Annotated in this window: 20 protein-coding genes and 1 pseudogene; 9 read left to right on the top strand and 12 right to left on the bottom strand. The window is 63.7% G+C overall.

The genetic code is table 11. The features are described from left to right. The first annotated feature begins 2 nt into the window (after positions 1-2). Positions 3-1469 carry a hypothetical protein gene (locus tag ACXR2T_RS09950; protein ID WP_458839260.1) on the top strand — a complete coding sequence of 489 codons (1467 nt, stop codon included), beginning with the start codon at positions 3-5 and terminating at the stop codon, positions 1467-1469. After that, complete coding sequence (locus tag ACXR2T_RS09945) at positions 1466-3493, top strand: hypothetical protein (protein WP_458839259.1); 2028 nt, start codon at positions 1466-1468, stop codon at positions 3491-3493. The genes ACXR2T_RS09950 and ACXR2T_RS09945 overlap by 4 nt, the downstream gene beginning before the upstream one ends. Here ACXR2T_RS09945 and ACXR2T_RS09940 read toward each other — a convergent pair. Further along, a complete protein-coding gene (locus ACXR2T_RS09940; RefSeq protein ID WP_458839257.1) occupies positions 3486-3626 on the bottom strand; it encodes a hypothetical protein in 141 nt (46 codons plus the stop codon). The two genes, ACXR2T_RS09945 and ACXR2T_RS09940, sit on opposite strands and share 8 nt — an antisense overlap. Before the next feature lie 218 nt (positions 3627-3844). Here ACXR2T_RS09940 and ACXR2T_RS09935 point away from each other — a divergent pair, with 218 nt between their 5' ends. Genes ACXR2T_RS09935 through ACXR2T_RS09915 form a run of 5 tightly spaced genes read left to right on the top strand, consistent with a single transcriptional unit; the run spans position 3845 to position 6641 of the window. After that, the gene (locus tag ACXR2T_RS09935; protein ID WP_458839256.1) at positions 3845-4126 is read left to right on the top strand and encodes a hypothetical protein; all 282 of its coding nucleotides are present in this window, start codon (positions 3845-3847) and stop codon (positions 4124-4126) included. Next, positions 4127-5323, top strand: coding sequence for a fibronectin type III domain-containing protein (locus tag ACXR2T_RS09930; protein WP_458839254.1), 1197 nt, complete (start codon positions 4127-4129; stop codon positions 5321-5323). 47 nt (positions 5324-5370) lie between these two features. After that, a complete protein-coding gene (locus tag ACXR2T_RS09925; protein WP_458839252.1) occupies positions 5371-5991 on the top strand; it encodes a hypothetical protein in 621 nt (206 codons plus the stop codon). A gap of 4 nt (positions 5992-5995) precedes the next feature. Further along, positions 5996-6331: a hypothetical protein gene (locus ACXR2T_RS09920; protein ID WP_458839251.1), complete on the top strand. Its 336-nt coding sequence runs from the start codon at positions 5996-5998 to the stop codon at positions 6329-6331. A 10-nt stretch (positions 6332-6341) separates the two neighbouring features. Further along, the gene (locus tag ACXR2T_RS09915; protein ID WP_458839250.1) at positions 6342-6641 is read left to right on the top strand and encodes a hypothetical protein; all 300 of its coding nucleotides are present in this window, start codon (positions 6342-6344) and stop codon (positions 6639-6641) included. A 62-nt stretch (positions 6642-6703) separates the two neighbouring features. Here the strand turns inward: ACXR2T_RS09915 and ACXR2T_RS09910 are convergent, their stop codons facing one another. From ACXR2T_RS09910 to ACXR2T_RS09860, 11 genes and pseudogenes are all read right to left on the bottom strand, one after another. Continuing rightward, entirely contained in the window at positions 6704-6874 is a 171-nt protein-coding gene (locus ACXR2T_RS09910) for a sigma factor-like helix-turn-helix DNA-binding protein (RefSeq protein ID WP_458839357.1), read from the bottom strand. A 255-nt stretch (positions 6875-7129) separates the two neighbouring features. Continuing rightward, positions 7130-7327: pseudogene (locus ACXR2T_RS09905) on the bottom strand (MucR family transcriptional regulator); the annotation flags it as partial. A 356-nt stretch (positions 7328-7683) separates the two neighbouring features. After that, entirely contained in the window at positions 7684-8076 is a 393-nt protein-coding gene (locus ACXR2T_RS09900; protein WP_458839249.1) for an Aca2/YdiL-like domain-containing protein, read from the bottom strand. Positions 8077-8134: 58 nt separating this feature from the next. Then, complete coding sequence (locus ACXR2T_RS09895; RefSeq protein WP_458839247.1) at positions 8135-8419, bottom strand: hypothetical protein; 285 nt, start codon at positions 8417-8419, stop codon at positions 8135-8137. Positions 8420-8663: 244 nt separating this feature from the next. Further along, the gene (locus ACXR2T_RS09890) at positions 8664-8957 is read right to left on the bottom strand and encodes a hypothetical protein (RefSeq protein WP_458839245.1); all 294 of its coding nucleotides are present in this window, start codon (positions 8955-8957) and stop codon (positions 8664-8666) included. Continuing rightward, positions 8954-9403: a YraN family protein gene (locus ACXR2T_RS09885; RefSeq protein WP_458839243.1), complete on the bottom strand. Its 450-nt coding sequence runs from the start codon at positions 9401-9403 to the stop codon at positions 8954-8956. Before ACXR2T_RS09885 ends, ACXR2T_RS09890 begins: the two co-directional genes overlap by 4 nt. Positions 9404-9576: 173 nt before the next feature. Continuing rightward, the gene (locus tag ACXR2T_RS09880; RefSeq protein WP_458839241.1) at positions 9577-10338 is read right to left on the bottom strand and encodes an iron ABC transporter ATP-binding protein; all 762 of its coding nucleotides are present in this window, start codon (positions 10336-10338) and stop codon (positions 9577-9579) included. Continuing rightward, positions 10335-11435 carry an iron chelate uptake ABC transporter family permease subunit gene (locus ACXR2T_RS09875; RefSeq protein ID WP_458839239.1) on the bottom strand — a complete coding sequence of 367 codons (1101 nt, stop codon included), beginning with the start codon at positions 11433-11435 and terminating at the stop codon, positions 10335-10337. The genes ACXR2T_RS09880 and ACXR2T_RS09875 overlap by 4 nt, the downstream gene beginning before the upstream one ends. Beyond that, entirely contained in the window at positions 11432-12418 is a 987-nt protein-coding gene (locus tag ACXR2T_RS09870; RefSeq protein ID WP_458839238.1) for an ABC transporter permease, read from the bottom strand. The genes ACXR2T_RS09875 and ACXR2T_RS09870 overlap by 4 nt, the downstream gene beginning before the upstream one ends. Continuing rightward, the gene (locus ACXR2T_RS09865; protein ID WP_458839236.1) at positions 12415-13464 is read right to left on the bottom strand and encodes a siderophore ABC transporter substrate-binding protein; all 1050 of its coding nucleotides are present in this window, start codon (positions 13462-13464) and stop codon (positions 12415-12417) included. The genes ACXR2T_RS09870 and ACXR2T_RS09865 overlap by 4 nt, the downstream gene beginning before the upstream one ends. 145 nt (positions 13465-13609) lie before the next feature. Continuing rightward, a complete protein-coding gene (locus ACXR2T_RS09860) occupies positions 13610-13933 on the bottom strand; it encodes a DUF2469 domain-containing protein (RefSeq protein WP_458815573.1) in 324 nt (107 codons plus the stop codon). Positions 13934-14042: 109 nt separating this feature from the next. Here ACXR2T_RS09860 and ACXR2T_RS09855 point away from each other — a divergent pair, with 109 nt between their 5' ends. Beyond that, positions 14043-14669, top strand: a complete 627-nt coding sequence (locus tag ACXR2T_RS09855) for a hypothetical protein (RefSeq protein WP_458839234.1) — start codon at positions 14043-14045, stop codon at positions 14667-14669. Continuing rightward, positions 14666-16276 carry a DNA polymerase Y family protein gene (locus ACXR2T_RS09850; protein WP_458839232.1) on the top strand — a complete coding sequence of 537 codons (1611 nt, stop codon included), beginning with the start codon at positions 14666-14668 and terminating at the stop codon, positions 16274-16276. The genes ACXR2T_RS09855 and ACXR2T_RS09850 overlap by 4 nt, the downstream gene beginning before the upstream one ends. The last annotated feature ends 3 nt before the right edge of the window (positions 16277-16279 follow it).

Genomic DNA, 16279 nt, shown 5'->3' with positions numbered 1-16279 from the left:
GCGTGGGTGATCTGAAGTATGTGGCGCAGCGGAATGGCACGTGGGAGCTTCTCCACCGTGACTTGCCGCTCAAGCTCACGTCATGGCCTGAGTGGGGCGTCAACTTTTATGGCGTCATCGAAGGGCACCTCGCGCCGGGCTTCGTGAATGTCGCGGCCGACGGGCACCCGATCGTGGACGAGTGGGGCACGATCATTAGCGCCGAGACGGGCACGGGCGGGTCGCGTCGCCGCTGGCAGGGCATCGTCGACGAAGTCACCCCGGATACAGGCGGGCGGCTCAAGGTGCGTGTGCGTGAGCTGCACGGCGCGGTCGATGGGCTCACTTTCACCGGTAATTTTCGGGGCGTGCAGGTCGACCCGGTCGAGGGTATCCGGGCGGTGTGGCAGCATACGCAAGCGAAAAAGTCTGGTGATCTGGGTGTCACTGTCGTGGGCGCCACGTCGCGGCGCGTGGGCACGGACTCGGACGCGAAGCTTGACGCTGCGAAGACCGCTCGGGATGCCGCGAAGGCTGCGCTCGATCTGCGGTCTAAGCCTCGGCAGGCGAAAGAGACCGAGATCCGGAAAGCGCGAGCCAAGTATGAGCCTGCGCTGGCTGCGCTCACGAAGTCACGCAATCAGGCGACGGACGCTTATGACGCGCTCGTGAAAGCGAAGGCCCCTAAGCCGCAGATCGACGCTGCGAAGGCGACGGTGACGGCTCGGCAGGCGGCGCTTAAAGCGAAGCGTGACGAGCGGGATGCCGCGGTGAAGCCGTTGAATGACCAGCTGGCTGCTTTGCGTGAGGCTGAGGAGCCGTGGAAGGAAGCGTACGACGACGCGAACACGACCTTTCAGGAGGCGCAGACTCGTGCTCGTGAGGACGGCGGCGCGCTCAAGATCGAAGCGGCCGACTCGCCCGACGGGTGGAAGTCGGTCGTGGAGCTGGCGAAGGAGTACGGCTTCGAGATCACGTCTCGCTGCATGACGACGGACGGGCGCCCCGATTTCCGGATCATGGTGCACGATCCCGAGGCGGGGCGTGTGCGTGACGATCTCGTCTTCCAGCAGGGCGTGAATGTCATATCGGAGCTGAAGCCTCGCTCGGTGCCGTATGCGTCTGAGGTTTTGGGGCGTGGTGCGGGCGAGGGCGACGGCGCTGTCCGCTCGAATGCGGCTCGTGTCGACCGGCGCTTCCCCCGTAACCGGGTGCTGTCGCGGCCTGGGATTAAGTCATCTGAGCTGCTGCGTGTCGAGGTGGGCCGTGAGCTCGCCTTGTCGGGTGGTGCTATCGAATTTCCGTCGATCACGGTGCGTGATCACAAGCTGGCGGCGCTGTGGTCATGGGCGGCGGGCGACACGATCCTCGTGCAGGGCCGGGTTGCTGGCAGTGCTGACCCGGTCGCTTTGTGGCATCGCATCGTGTCGTGGCGGCTGCTCTCCGATATTGACGCGGAGCTGAGGCTAGAGAGGGTGTATCAGGCATGAGTGATGCTGTAGATCGGATCGCGGCGCGTATTGCTGGGGTCGAGGCTGAGGTGTCGGGTATGCGGCGTGCCCGTCAGCTGCCCGTGTCGACGGTGCAGACCCCGGCTGGTGACCTGAATGTGGGTGACGTGCTCGGTGGCGCTGCGGGCGTGGTCGAGGACTTCCCGATCTTGGGCGGCACCGTCGGGGCGCTGGATGACGCGCAGGCGGCGGATCTTGATACGTGGGTGGGTGGTGTCGAGGTCGTCGAGGCGACGGATGATGCCGCGCATGATGCCCGTGTGCAAGCCATTTTTGTGGAGGATCGATCGAACGAGCTGCAGGCTGAGCTTGACGCTACGGGCGAGCGCCTTGATGCCGCGAAAACTGAGCTTGATGGGAAGTTGGCGGCCACGGAGTCGGCTATCGAGGCGGCTGAGGAGTCGCAGCAGGCCACGAAGAATGAGCTGGCGGCGCTTGACGGTCTGGTGGCTGCGGAGTCGGGCCGTATTGATGACGCTACTGGGCGGCTTGATTCTGCGGAGTCGGCTATTGGGTCGGCTGAGGGTCGTCTTGATGCTGGTGATGCGGCGCAGCAGGCGACTCAGACGGCGCTTGCAGTGCTTGACGGTGTGGTTGCTGGCGAGTCTGCCCGGATTGATGGGGTGGAGGGTACGGCGGGTGAGGCGTTGGATACGGCGGTGCAGGCGCTTGCTGAGGCCCCGCTGACGGCTGAGAAATTGCTCGCTGTTGTCGCGGTGATTGGTGAAGCGTTTATTCGTGACGCTCACATTCTCGATCTGGATGTGGGCAAGCTGACGGTGACGGGTGAGACGGTCATGTCTGAGGCTGTCATTCAACGGCTTTTTGCTGACGTGGTGACGGCCAGGCTGCTGGAGATCACTGAGAAGCTTATTGGCGTGGACGGTACGTTTACGGGCAAGCTGACGGTCGATCATCTTGACGTCGCGACCTTGTTTGGTCAGCGGATTGACGGGCTCGAGATCCACGGCGGCGAGTTTGTGCAGTATGCGACGGACACGATGCTGCCGATCTACCCGAACAGTGCGGGTGAGGTGGTCGCGTCGGATTGGTTTGGTGGCGCGCCTGACGCGCTGGCGGCGGCGGTGCAGCTGTCAACGCCCGTGTTTTCTGGTACTCAGGTGGCGCGTGTGCACAGGGTCGGGGCTGGGTCGATTAATGCTCTCTGGCAGAACAACGGGCGCGTGAGTCAGTTTGGGTCGGCGGCGCGGCGTGTGGAGCTGCGTGTCAGGTCGACGGCGGCGCTCACGGGTGTGCACGTGAACACGCCTACAGGCCGCGTCAGTCTCCCGAATATTGCCGCGAATACTTGGGTCGTGGTCGGGGTCGATTTGCCGCAGGGTGCTGACCTGTCGTGGGTGCACCTCGGAGCGACGAAAACGGCGACGGGCACGCACTATTTGTACATTGACGAGATCCGTATCTTGTCGGCGTCGTTGCAGGGTGCGCACGTGCGTATCTCGCGTGACTCGACGGGCCTGCCTGGTGTTTTCATCTATAACGCGGCGGGGCAGGTGCTCGCCCAGTTCACCCCGAATGGGATGAAGACGGTTGACCCGTCGACGGGCGCGGCGGTAACAATGTCGCGCGGCAGTCTCGAGTTCGAGGATGGTGCGCGCACGTCGGGCGCGAACACATTCGCCCTGAAATCACAGCTTGAAGCATGGGCCGCACCTGATGGTACGCACGCGTGGGTGACCTCTGAGAATAGAGAGTATGTACGCCGCGCGGGGGCGTGGCGGCGCGTACCGATCATCGAGGTAGGGACAGGTACGCTGGCGCTCACCGGCAACAACAACGTCGATTCCGTGACCGTGCCGTTCGGTTACACGCTGCCAGGTGTGCCAGTCGTGACGCTCACGCCGACTGCGTCGACTGCGATCCACGAGCTGTCACCGATGCGCACTTACTCCCCGACTACGACCGGTTTCACGGTGTCTGCACGTCGCGCAATAGCCTCGAGCGCGACGCTCACATTCAATTGGCACGCGGTAGTCAGCTGAGCGTCGCCGTCCATGAGACGCCCGTGCCCACGGTGTCTGTACGCCGTACCACAATGTCAAAACCGGCCGCAGTGGGTGACGCATAACTGACGCCCTGCACCGCCGACCCGATCACGACGCTATTCGCTGACACCACAATATTGGGTGTCTCGGGGAAGCATCCGGCAGGGAAAGTGACGGCATGCCGGGTCGCTGTGTTCGCTACTGGGGTGACTGATTCGTACCCGGAAAGCGTGATCGGTACACGCCACCATCGGGCACCACGCCGGACATACTCTCTATTCTCCGTGCCGCTTGAGCCGACACCACCCCCCAGCATGTGTGGGGGTTCAGCTTTTTAAGGAGCCAATTTTGTCTTACCTCACCCAGTCACGCATGGCGCAGGATTACGGCCTCATCATGCGGATAGCCGCGTGTGCCGCGTCGCATGGCGTGCATTCTCCTACGTCGTGGGCAGACCAGCATCGGCAAAGAATCGTCGCCACCACCGGCTGGGACACCGCCTACACCGCCTGCACCGAAGACGACCCCGGCGAATGTGAAGAAGCCATCACAGACGGCATGATCGACACCGCCGTACAAGCGATCCTCACCGAGCAGACCCCCGACGTACCAGAGGAGGTGCCAGAATAAATGGCGCTCACACAAACTTTTTGGGGGCCGCGATCCGGTAACTACCAGCTCGCAATGACCATCACCGCCGTACGCGATACCGCCAACAACAGGTCGACCATCGCCTGCGACATCGGCCTACAGTCTTTCAACTCTTCGTCGTTTCAGATGTCGTCGTACCGTGGCCAGTCCATCGGCGGCGTGGTCATGCTCGACGGCAACTACCAGACCGAGATTGACCCCAACGGTTACGTCCTCATCGCTTCAAACTCGCGCGTCATCAACCACGACAGCAACGGCGACCTGAGTGTCTACTGTGCCGGGTCGCTCAGTAACAGCCTCACGGCCGTGAACGTCTCAGGCACTCTGCATGTGGATAGGATCGCGCAGGCTCCCGGCACTCCTGGGGCCGCGCCGGGCTGGTCGCGTGACGGCAGCAAAATGCGTGTGCGTGGTACAGTGTCGGCGCGCGCCACCAGCCACCAGCTCCAATACCGCGTCAATTCCGGTAGCGGGTATGGCGGGTGGACGACCGTAAACGCGAACTCTGAGCGGCTCTACATCCTGTCGTCGCCGGTCGCTGGTGCTACCTACCAGTGGCAGTCCCGCGGCGTCAACTCGTCGGGTGCTGGCCCGTGGTCAGCTACCGCGACAATCAACTGGCCCGACACCCCAAACACTGTCTCGAGCGTGAGCCTCACTGGGTCGGGCACGTCACTCGCCGCGTCATGGAGCGCCCCCGGAAACGGTGGCGCGGCATTGACTGGCTACGACATTCAGCTGTATGACGGCAGCGCATGGGGCAGCGTCATCGCCGTGTCAGGAACGAACCGCAGCTTTACGGGGCTCGCGTCTGGCGGGCCCTACAAGGTGCGGGTACGCGCCAAAAACGATATCGGCGCAGGCAGCTGGCGGGAAAGTAACACAGTCACCCTCGCGACCGCACCCAGTCCGCCCACGGTCACACTCTCACGGGCACTCGTCGCGTCATGGCCCGCCCCCGCAGACGGCGGCAGCACAATCACAAGCTATGACTACGAATGGTGGGACGGCTTCGCATGGCAAGGCGAAGCGGCCACCACAGCACGCACAATCACACTACGCGACCACTACCCAGGCGTCGGATACCGGGCAAGAGTACGCGCCAGAAACGCCGTCGGCGTCTCAGCGTGGACAACCACACCCGCCGTCACACACGACACCTGCACCTGCACCTAAGCCACCTGCCCGGGTGGCTTTTCTCATACCTACAGAAAGGAGGCGGCATGACATACAAATCACTCGTCACAGTGAACCTCAACTTCCGGGTACTCGCGGGCAACTGCCTCGCAATGGCCCAAGGCATCACAGGCGCACCAATCATGCACCCCAGCGCCACAGTCGCCGCAAACAACACACGATACCGGCACGCCGAACGCACCCTACCAGACGCGGTATGCGTCATCTGGCTCGACCACTGGGGCAGCTACGGACAACCCGGCCAAGAAACCTGGGCGAACTGGGGACACGTCGCCGTATACGTCCCCGGATTCGGCATCGCATCATCAAGCCCCATCGCCGGTGAAGTGAGCGGCCCCTACTGGTACCGAAGCATCGCCGACATTGAACGCACGTTCAACGCACAATTTCGGTTCTGGACAGAAGACATCAACGGGCACCGTGTGTGCCAGAAAGAAGACGACATCGTGACCCCGCAAGACATCGAAAAAGTCGCACAGCGCACCGCCCAACTCATCCTCGACACCGGCGTGAAGCGTACCGGCGTGGACAAGGACGGCAAACCCCGCACCGGCAACGCATCACTGCGCAGCTTCCTCGCCAGCTGGGAACACCAAGTGGGCGTCACTCGGCGCATCGTGGAGCGCATCTGGGGCAAGGTCAAGTAGGGCCGTGACCGACACCGACCAGACGGCGGCCCGAATCCCCCTCAAGCAGATCCTCGACGAAGTGCAAGCCATGCGGGCAGACGTGATCCGCCTGCAAGAAGCACTCCCGCATCACGTCGCATTCACGAAAGACAAGCAGCAGGAATACGAAGAACGGCTCGCGAACCACGGACGCCGCCTCGAAACCGTCGAGAAACGTCTACTGCTTGTCGAAGCGAAACAGCGACCAAACACGCCCTGGTATCTCGTCGTTGGCGCAATCGTCGGCATCATCGCCGCGATCGGCGGACTGATCGCCATTTTCACGTTCATGTCGCAGGTCTCTGCGGCACTCAATTAAGGAGACACCAGTGCCTAAACCTCAGTCCACACGAACCTTTATCGCCGCGCTCGTCGGCGTACTCATCACCCGCATCGTCGCCGCGGTACCCGCGATCGGCAGCGTGCTCGCGTACGTTGACGGCGTCTTCGTCGAAGCCGGGTTCGCTGGCCTCTCCGCGCTCGTGCTCGTACAGGCCGTCGTCACCGCTGCCGTGATCCTCGCCTACCAGAAGATCGCACAATGGCTCGGCGACCGATGGCCCAACGTCGAGAAGTGGATGCTCGGCAGCGACGCACGCCCGAGCTACACCCCGAAGTACGCGCAGTAAAAATATCACCGCCCCCGCACCTCACATCGAGGTCGCGGGGGCGGCTTTTTCGTGTCTACGAGTCACTCGTCGTAGCTTCTGCGCACGATTTGACTGATACGCACGGCAGTCACCCCGTACATCTGGGCAAGATCCTCGTGCGAGAGACCATCACGCCACCTGCCCGCGATCTCTACATCACGGCCAGCATTCACGCGCGGCGCAGCTTCACGGATGCGCCGAGTCAGTTCCACCCAGCATTCATGCCGGTCTGTGATGACCCGGTACCCTCCCGGTAGAGGGCACCATGTAACACCGCATATTGGGCATTCGTGCTCACGCGGCACGCGTGTAGCGCGCCCGTTCTTGCGCGCCACTTCAGGGGACTGTGCCTTTTGCGCACCAACCGCCGCGAACGATGTTTCATCACGTGCCGCTGCCGCAGCCGCGGGGTCGCGCGCTTCCTCGAACCGCTTCCACCCCTCACTACCAAGCCGCGCCCGAGCAGCACGCGAACGCTCCTCATTCAGCCGCCCCGACGCCAGCGACCTAGTGAGCGGTAGCCCATACCGCAGTTTGTACGCGCGAGCCGTCAGACCGTGCTTGCGTACGTGAGACGCGAGACTCACCAGACGCTCACCACACTCATGACATCCGACAGTATCACCGTCGTCATCGAGCACGCCGTAGCGGCCATACCCGATCATGTCACCACGCGACATATCATCAAGAGGCCGGCCAGCACGTTGCCGCTTGTAATGCATCATGCACAGGCCGCGGGCGACTGACGCGCGCCCACACTTCGGTGCAGCGCACGCTACAAGCTTGCGTACTTTCCGGCGAGGTGCATACCGCGCATACAGTTTCGCTGCGCCTTTCCCGTCAACCTCACGCAGAGCGAACTCGAAATCTTCGCCCAGTGATTTCTGCCATAGTGACCGCTGGACTGTGTAAACGCGCTCACGGATCAGCGCCCATTGCCACGGGTGCTTACGTAGCTCGGTCACCCATTCCCGAGTTTCTTCGCGCATGATCGGCGGCGGGTCTTCCCATTTCACCACGACTATGCTCCCGCGCTGCAAGCAGCCACAATTTCAACGCCTGGCACTTCGTGGGCTGCGCGCGCGACTACATGTCGCCACCATCGCGCAGTGAGGTGTGCCGTGTCGGGGCGGGCCTCCCACATCTGCGCGTCGGTGCGATACACCATCACTGCCGGGTCGCGGGCGTCGTTCAGTGCCGACACCAGATCGCCCACCGCCGTAGCTGTCGCCGCTTCGATAGCTTCAATCTCTTCGCGCACCCGGTATGGGATCGTGTCGCGGCCAGACTCCCACCGCCGCACAGTGTCCGGGCGCACACCCAATATCCCGGCTATCGCATCGAGCGTGAGCCCGAGATACTCGCGCACCGTCTGAAACTCGGCGCTTGTCATCCGGTCAGTATCAGTCAGCATGTCAATCTCCTAGATATGGGTGAGCCCCGACCGTGGCGGTCGGGGCTCGGAGTGGTTGTTAGTCCTGTGATGCGAAGTATTCTGCCCACTCAGCGGCTTCTTCGCGGCCAGTCTCGTCGTCGCCGTATGCTGCGGGGTCAGAAAGGATGTCGGCGGTGTCTGCGCTGATCCGGTAGGTGTGGCCGCATACCCGCTTCGACCCGTTCAGGATCGGCGCGACTTCTTCGATGAGGATCGCTTCGCGCCCGTCGAGATTGATCAGCTGGTCGAGGATGCTACCTGGTTCGATTCCGCCGCCTTCGTTGGCGTTGAAGATGTCGATGGTGTAGGTCTTTTCGGTCATGATGTCTGCTCCTTTTGCAGTTGAGGTGTGGGGCTGTTCCCCTGCCTTCTAACATCAACTATACCCCCTATTTTGTGGGTGTCAAGCTGTGTGGGGAGATTCTTTTTCGCGCCTCACTCACTCCCACGGCAACCTGCCAGGCGGTGGCGGATAGACACGCACCAGCCCACACACCGTGCACACTGCCACACGCACGCCCACCCACACGGTCAGCTCACCACAGCCCAGGCACTCCATGCCCCCATCATGCGTGAGAAACCGTGCGTGCGGGGCGACAGACCACAATCTGTGGATAAGCTGCAGCACTGCCCACTGTCTCATTACGACGCTTACTAGTCACGAAACGTTCAGCGACTGACAGCCCGATCTGGCTGGTGGCGGTGCGCACCCGCAGTTTTGCCTCTGCGAGCGCCGCGTCGGGGAGCCCAATGATGGCCATGCCCGGAAGCTGTTGTGAGACGGCAGCCTCGACGAATACGACGGTCCCGTCGAGGCCCGTGAGCGAGACTGCCGCCGCGCGGCACACCCTGGCGCTCACGAGATGCCCCGCAGGTGTTCAATGTTGGGCGAGAGTCCCTGGCGCAGCACGATGCCAATGGCATCTATGCGCAGGTTGGCCCACCACGGGCGATCGGGTCGCCCGGCCGCATCGGTAAACCCCGTCGCGTTGGCGTCGCTCGTGCGGCACCAGTCGAGCAACAGCCTGCGCAGCCTGTCGGCTTTACGCTGCGTGATGGCTTGGAGCGGGTGCCCGTAGCCGAGGCCCGTGCGCGTCTTCACCTCGACCGCCACGAGCATGTCGCCCTCTGCTGCGACCAGGTCGAGCTCGCCGTACCGGCTATACCAGTTGCGGTCGAGAATGCGGTACCCCAGGCCTTCGAGGTAGGCCGCCGCAATCGCCTCACCCCTGGCTCCCACCGCCTTGTTGTGGCTGACCGCGGGCGTGGCCGTGGTCCTTGAACCCGCCACGTTTTTTTGATTCATGGTGCACCTCCTGGTGCACCATCATTGGCCCCGATGCCCCCTCTCCAACAGTGGGTAAACGAGATTGTGGATATCTTGCCCGCTTGTATGCAAATCACTGGGCTGTGGACGACGTGTTGCGATCCGGAGCAGCCTCGCGAGCAGCCTCGCGAGCAGCGTCGCGAGCGAGCACACTACGCCCGGTAGTACACCGCGACCCGCTTGCCCGCGTGCTCGAGCACTTCGACGGGCGTCTCAAACACGCGCTCGAGCACCTCGGGGGTAATGATTTCGTCGGGGGTGCCAGAGGCGACCACGCGACCGTCTGCGAGCGCGACGATGCGGTCGGCATAGGCAGCCGCAAAGTTCACGTCGTGGATCACCAGCACCACGGTTTTTCCGAGCGCATCGGCGGCGGCACGCACCTGCCCCATCATGGCGACCGCGTGGCGCATATCGAGCCCCGTGAGCGGCTCGTCGAGCAGCACGTAGTCGGTATCTTGCGCGAGTACCATCGCCACGAAGGCGCGCTGCCGCTGCCCGCCCGAGAGCTCGTCGATGAATCGTTCCTCCATGCCTGCGAGGTTGAGAAACGCGATTGCGGCGTGAATCGCACGCTCGTCTACGGGCGTGATGCGCCCCGCAGAATGTGGAAATCGGCCGAACGTGACGAGCTGGCGCACCGTGAGCCGCGCCATGAAGTGGTTCTCTTGCCGCAGAATCGAGACCGCTTTCGCGAGGTCTTTGGGGTGTGCCGTGCGCACGTCGAGCCCGCCCACTTCTACCCGGCCACCGTCGGCCTGCAACAGCCGGCCGATGATCGTGAGCATCGTGGATTTGCCCGCCCCGTTGGGCCCGATCAGCGCGGTCACCCCGCCGCGTTCGATCGCAATATTGATCGGCCCGAGCACCTGGCGCCCCCGATAGCTCTTGATTATTTCTTCGAGGCGTATCAACGCAGTCCCTTTCGCAGCAGCATGATGAGAAATAGCAGCCCGCCCGCAAACTCGATGATCACGGTGACAAGCCCCGCCGCCGCGAACACGTTCTTGAGCACAAACGTGGCACCGAGCAGCGTTACGAGCCCGATCCCAATGGCGAGCGGCAGGGTTTCTGAGTGCGAATCGCCGCGGGCAAGCTGGTACGCGAGCGTCGCGACCAAAAACCCGTAGAACGTCATAGGCCCCACCATCGTCACCGACACCGAGATCAACACCGCCACCGTGATGAGAATGCCAATGACCTCGCGCCGATAGTGCACGCCCAAGCTCGTCGCGACATCGCGGCCCAGGGACACGACGTCGTACACACGCCTGCGTCGCCACACCCACACGAGCACAGCCACGACAATCACGGCCGCCACCGGCAGGTACTCGGTGTTGCCCTTGCCAATCGATCCAAAGAGCCTGGCGCTCAGCACGTCAAACTCGCTCGGAGTCAACAGTCGCTGCATAAACGTCGACACCGAAGCAAATCCCATGCCCAGCACGAGGCCCACGAGCAGCAGGAGGTGCAGGTTTGTGCGTTTGCCCGAGAACAGCCAGCCGTAGAGCACCGTCGCAAACGCGATCATCATAAGGCTCTGCGCGATGATCTTTGCAATGCCCTCGAAGCTCTGCGCAGACACCCCAAACACAAACACAAGCGCGGTCTGCGACAGCACATACAGCGCGTCAAAACCCAAAATTGACGGCGTCAAAATGCGGTTTGCGGTCGCCGAGTGAAACAGCACGGTGGCGACCGCCTGGCAGACCGCCACAAGCGCGATCGTGCCGAGGGAGCCAAGCCGCGAGCGCACGATCGTCATGAAACCGGCGGATCCGGGTTCGGCGGGGTTGCCATAGGTGAGCATCGCGATCGCGAGGATCGCCGCGATCACAAACGCGGTCATCACGGGCATGTAGCGCCGGATCGGTGTCACCCGCTGCGCTGGCAGCTTGGGGCCATCGCCCAAACTGCCCAGCTGCACGGTGCCAGCCGCGCTGGTGTCATCGGTCGCCCTGACTTCGCCGGTCGCCCTGACGTCGCCGGCAGGCCTGACGTCGCCGGTCATGCGGTCTTCCTGAGGAGCAGCGCAATAAATACGGCCGCCCCCACGAGGCCGAGCACCATCGATACCGGTATCTCAAACGGCATGATGATGAGCCTGCCAATAATGTCGCAGGCGACGACAAGCCCCACCCCACCGAGGCACACCCAGGGCAGGTTTGAGCGCACATTATCGCCGCGCGTCATCGACACAATGTTGGGCACCACGAGACCAAGAAACGGCAGAAACCCCACCACCACAGTGGTCACCCCCGACGCGATAGCCACGAGACCTGTGCCGAGAAATAGTACGCGCCGGTAGTTCAACCCCACGTTCGTTGCGACGTCTTTACCCAGCCCCGCAACCGTGATGCGATCGGCGAGCACAAACACGAGCACGGTGACGATGCCGACGATCCACAGCACTTCGTAGCGACCGCGCACGACCTGCGTAAAACTGCCCATGAACCAGGTGGCCAGCATCTGCAGCAGGTTGAACTGCGCGGCGAGAAAGGTCGTGACGGCGCTCACCACGGCGCCGAGCATGATCCCCACAAGTGGCACAACGAGCGTCGTGCGAATGGCGATGCGCCCCAGGATCGTCATGAACAGCACCACTCCGATGAACGCGCACACGCTTGAGATGACCATGCGGGTGACCATGCTGGCGTCGGGCGCGAGCAGCACGGTAACGAGCAGGCCGAGCGCCGCCCACTCCGTGGTGCCCGAAGTGGTGGCGTCGACAAATCGGTTCTGTGTGAGCATCTGCATCACGAGCCCGCTCACGGCCATCGCAGCTCCCGCCAGCACGAGTGCGAGGGTGCGCGGCACCCGGGTGATCCAAAACAGCTCAGACCCAAACTGTGTGCCCGAAATGTCGTACACACCCACTGACAGTGAAGCGATAAGGAGGCCCGTCACGACGAGCACCGCGGCGGCGAGCGCCCACGGCTTGGCTGGCCTTGTGCCGGGGCGCACCGCAGTGCTCAAACCTTCATGCGTGCTCATGCGGTGGCGAATGCCTCCGAGATTTGGTCGAACAGCGACGTGTATGCCTGGATTCCCTCGGTGAGATAAAAGTTAGCATCCAGCACGACAACGCGGTCGTTCGTGACCGCGGGCACCTGTTTGAGGGCCTCGGCGTCGCGAATGAGCTCATTCGCGGGTGCCGATCCTGCCTCGCGGTCTTCGGGCGCAAAAGCCGCATCACGGTCGAGCGCGAAGATCCACTCGGGATTCGAGTCCGCGATGGCTTCGACGGAAATGTCATCGCCCTGGTGGTCGCTCGAGGCGTTTTCGATTTCGAGGGCCGGGGTCAGGTCAAGAGCCCCGAACACGGGTCCGAGCGCACGGCCGACACCGGGGGCGATATAGCCGATCTGCCCCGCTGAGGTGTTGACCGCCATCACGCTTTCTCCGGTCGGGTAGTTGGCCTTGGCCTGTTTGATGGCCCCGTCGAGTCGATCATTGAGCTCGGCCGCTTCTTCTTCATGGTCAAAGATCTGCCCCAGGATTTGGGTTTGACGCTTCAGCTCAGAGAACTTATCTTCTCCGTCACGCGGTGAGATCTCGATCACGGCGGCGCCCGGGTTTTGCTTTTTGATCTCGTCATAGTGATCGCCGAACCGGTAGCCGCCGATGATCAGATCGGGCTCGGCCGCCACAATCATCTCGAGGTCGGGTTCGCGGTGGTTGCCCACATCGAGCACGGCGTCGTCGTCGGTGTACCCGGGCCAGACCGAGCCCATCACCCCCTTGGGGGCCGCAACAAGCTCGACATCCCATTCGGTGAGGGTGTCGAAGGCCGTGTTGTCTAGCGCTACGACGCGCTGCGGGTTCACGGGCACTTCGATGACACCGTGATTGTCGGTGATACTCACGACGCCCGCAGGCTCAGCGTCACTGGGTTGCTGGGCCGCGCTGGTCCCCGCGCCGGTGGGCGCGCAGGCGGCCAATCCAGCGGTGAGCAGCAGCGCGGTGCTTGCTGCCAGCGCAAGCCGGGTGCGCCGGAGTGCGCCTGCGGTGGAATGAGTGCGAGTGGGGCGAGCTGCCACGATATGGGCTCCTTAACGGTTGGAGATTTTTACCTGAGGACAGCCTATCCTTACATTCATCAGATGATCAAAATGGGGATAAAAAAATGCCAGTGGGCGGGGGTGAAATAACTTCACCCCCGCCCGCTGGCAGCTCACCGCCGCGTTACTCGTCGAGCGCAAGCTCCTGTGGCAGCGAGAACTCGCGCGCCGACAACTCCTCGACATTGACGTCTTTAAACGTCAGCACTCGCACCGATTTCACAAACCGGTCAGAGCGGTACACATCCCACACCCACACGTCACTCATGGTCAGCTCGAAGTAAAAATCACTTCCGGCATCCTGGCGCTTCAGGTCAACCTCATTGGCCAGGTAAAACCGGCGCTCGGTTTCCACCACGTAACGAAACTGGCTGGCGATATCGCGGTACTCGCGAAAGAGCGACAGCTCAGCGTCACGTTCGTAATCGTCTAGCTCGTCCTCGTTCATCCTCACCATCCTACGCCCTCCGGGCACAAGTGGCGGCTCCGCGCCAAACGGGCCACGCGCACAGGCCCTTCGGGTTGACTTATTCGAATAAACATTCGAGCATTGAACTATGGCTTCTCTCACCGTTCAGTCGCTGCAGCAACGCATCTCGCAGATGCAGCCCGCACGCATGCCAGAACGCAGCCTGCCCACCCATCCGGGGCTCAGGCCGTTGCTGCCCGGCGGCGCCATCAAGGCGGGGGCCGCGTACACCGTACACGGGTCATGGCAGCTCGCCCTCGCGTTTCTGACCGAGGCATCGGCCTCGGGCGCCTGGTGCGGTGTAATCGGGTGCCCCTCGTTTGGTGCCGAGTCCGCGGCGGCGCTCGGCGTCGCGCTCGACCGCTGCATACTCATCCCCCAGCCTGGCCCCGATGCCCACGCCCTCGCGGGGGCACTCAGCGAAGTACTCACGATCACTCTGCTGCACACTGCAACCCCCGCCACGACCGGCTCTGTGGAGCGCATCGCCGCCAGGCTTCGCGAGCACGGTTCCGCCCTCATCGTGACCGGCGCCTGGCCCGGTGCCGCAGCCACGCTCGACGTCACCGGATCACGCTGGGAAGGGCTCGAACGCGGCTTCGGCCGCCTACACACACGGGCGCTCACAGTCACCGCCAGCAGCAATCGCGGCCCTTCTAAGCGGCACACTCTGCGCTTCACGGCCGGCGCCCTCTCGCCTTCGGAACCCACATGACCGTTTCACCTCCGTCCCAATGCGCTGAGCGCGTGATCGCCGTGTGGGTGCCCGACTGGCCCGTACACGCCCTGCGCCGCTCACTCGCGGCCACCGCAACAGCCACCCCGCTCGCGCTGGTAGCTCGCCACCGCATCGTGGCGTGCTGTTCTGACGCCCACGAGGCCGGGGTGCGCGCGGGCATGCGCGAGCGAGACGCGCAGGCCCTGTGCCCCACACTCGAACTGCACGCGCATGATCCGGCGAGAGACGCCCGCAGTTTTGCGCCTGTCGTGAGCGCGCTTGAAGAGGTCGTGACAGGCGTTGAAGCGCGTCGCCCGGGGCTCGCAGCGCTACGCGCGCGCGGCCCCGCCCGTTACTACGGCGGCGAAGAAGCGGCAGCGCACACGATTATTCACCGATTGGAGGCTCTCGAGGTGACGGGCACATGCGTTGGCGTCGCCGACGGGCTCTTCGCCGCCGAGCAGGCCGCCCGCGCACCCCGGGGCGATGCCAGCCACGCGGTAACGGTGATCCCCGCGGGAGCGGCGCGTGCCTTCCTCGCGCCGCTGCCCGTCGCCCGCGCAGCCCCCGGGCCGCTTGCGACCACCCTGCAGGGGCTCGGTATTCACACCCTCGGAGCGCTCGCCGCGCTGCCAGAGGACGCCGTACGCCAGCGTTTCGGAGTCGACGGTATCGCGGCTCACCGGCACGCGCTAGCGCTCGGGCCGCAGCACGGGTCTGATGTGCGCGCGCGCACCCCGCCGCGTGAGCTAGCGACCGAAGCCGAGTTCGAACCGCCACTCAATGCGGGCACCCAGCTCACCGAGGCGGCCAGCGGCACCGTTGCACGATTCTTCGCTTCGCTGCACGAGGCAGGCCTCGTCTGCACCGGGCTACGCATTGAACTCACCGACGACACCGGCGCTCGCCACGAACGCGTCTGGTCTCACCCCTCTCGCTTTACCGAAGAGGATCTGCTCGACCGCGTACGCTGGCAGGCTGAAGGCGGCACCCCCGGGCTCACCGCGGGCGCTGCCCCGGGCGAAGAACGCGGGGGTGCCGGGATCGTACACCTGAAAATCACGCCCACGCACACGGGGCGTGCACAACTGAGCGAGCTGTGGGGCGCAGAATCCGATGAACGCGTGCGCCATCACCTGCGCGGCATTCAGTTAGCCCACGGCCAAGGCAGCGTTGTGACGGCGTCGCTCGGCGGCGGGCGGCTCACAGCCCGCCGTCAACAGTTCACGCCCTGGGGCCACGCGTCTCGTGCCAGCCCATCCGACACTGCCCGGGGCACAGCTGGGCTGCCGTGGCCAGGCGCTGGCCCAGCGCCAACGCTCGTGTTTCCGACTCCCCTCCCCGTCACTCTCGTAGGTGCCACAGGAGTCCCTGTGCGCCTCAACGAAGAAGACCTCTTGACCACAGACCCCGCCCTTTTCAGTGTGCTCGCGCCGCCCATGAACGCCCCCGTGATTGCGTGGTCTGCCCCGTGGCCGCTGCGGGAGCGTTGGTGGGTGGATACCCCGCCACGCGCACGCTTACAGGTGGTGACCGCCTCGGGCAGCGCATGGCTGCTCGTGCACGAAGCCGACCGCTGGTTTGCCGAGGGGAGGTACGACTAGCAG

The organism is Leucobacter faecis, from assembly GCF_054456635.2.
This window is presented reverse-complemented; position numbering and strand designations above follow the sequence as displayed.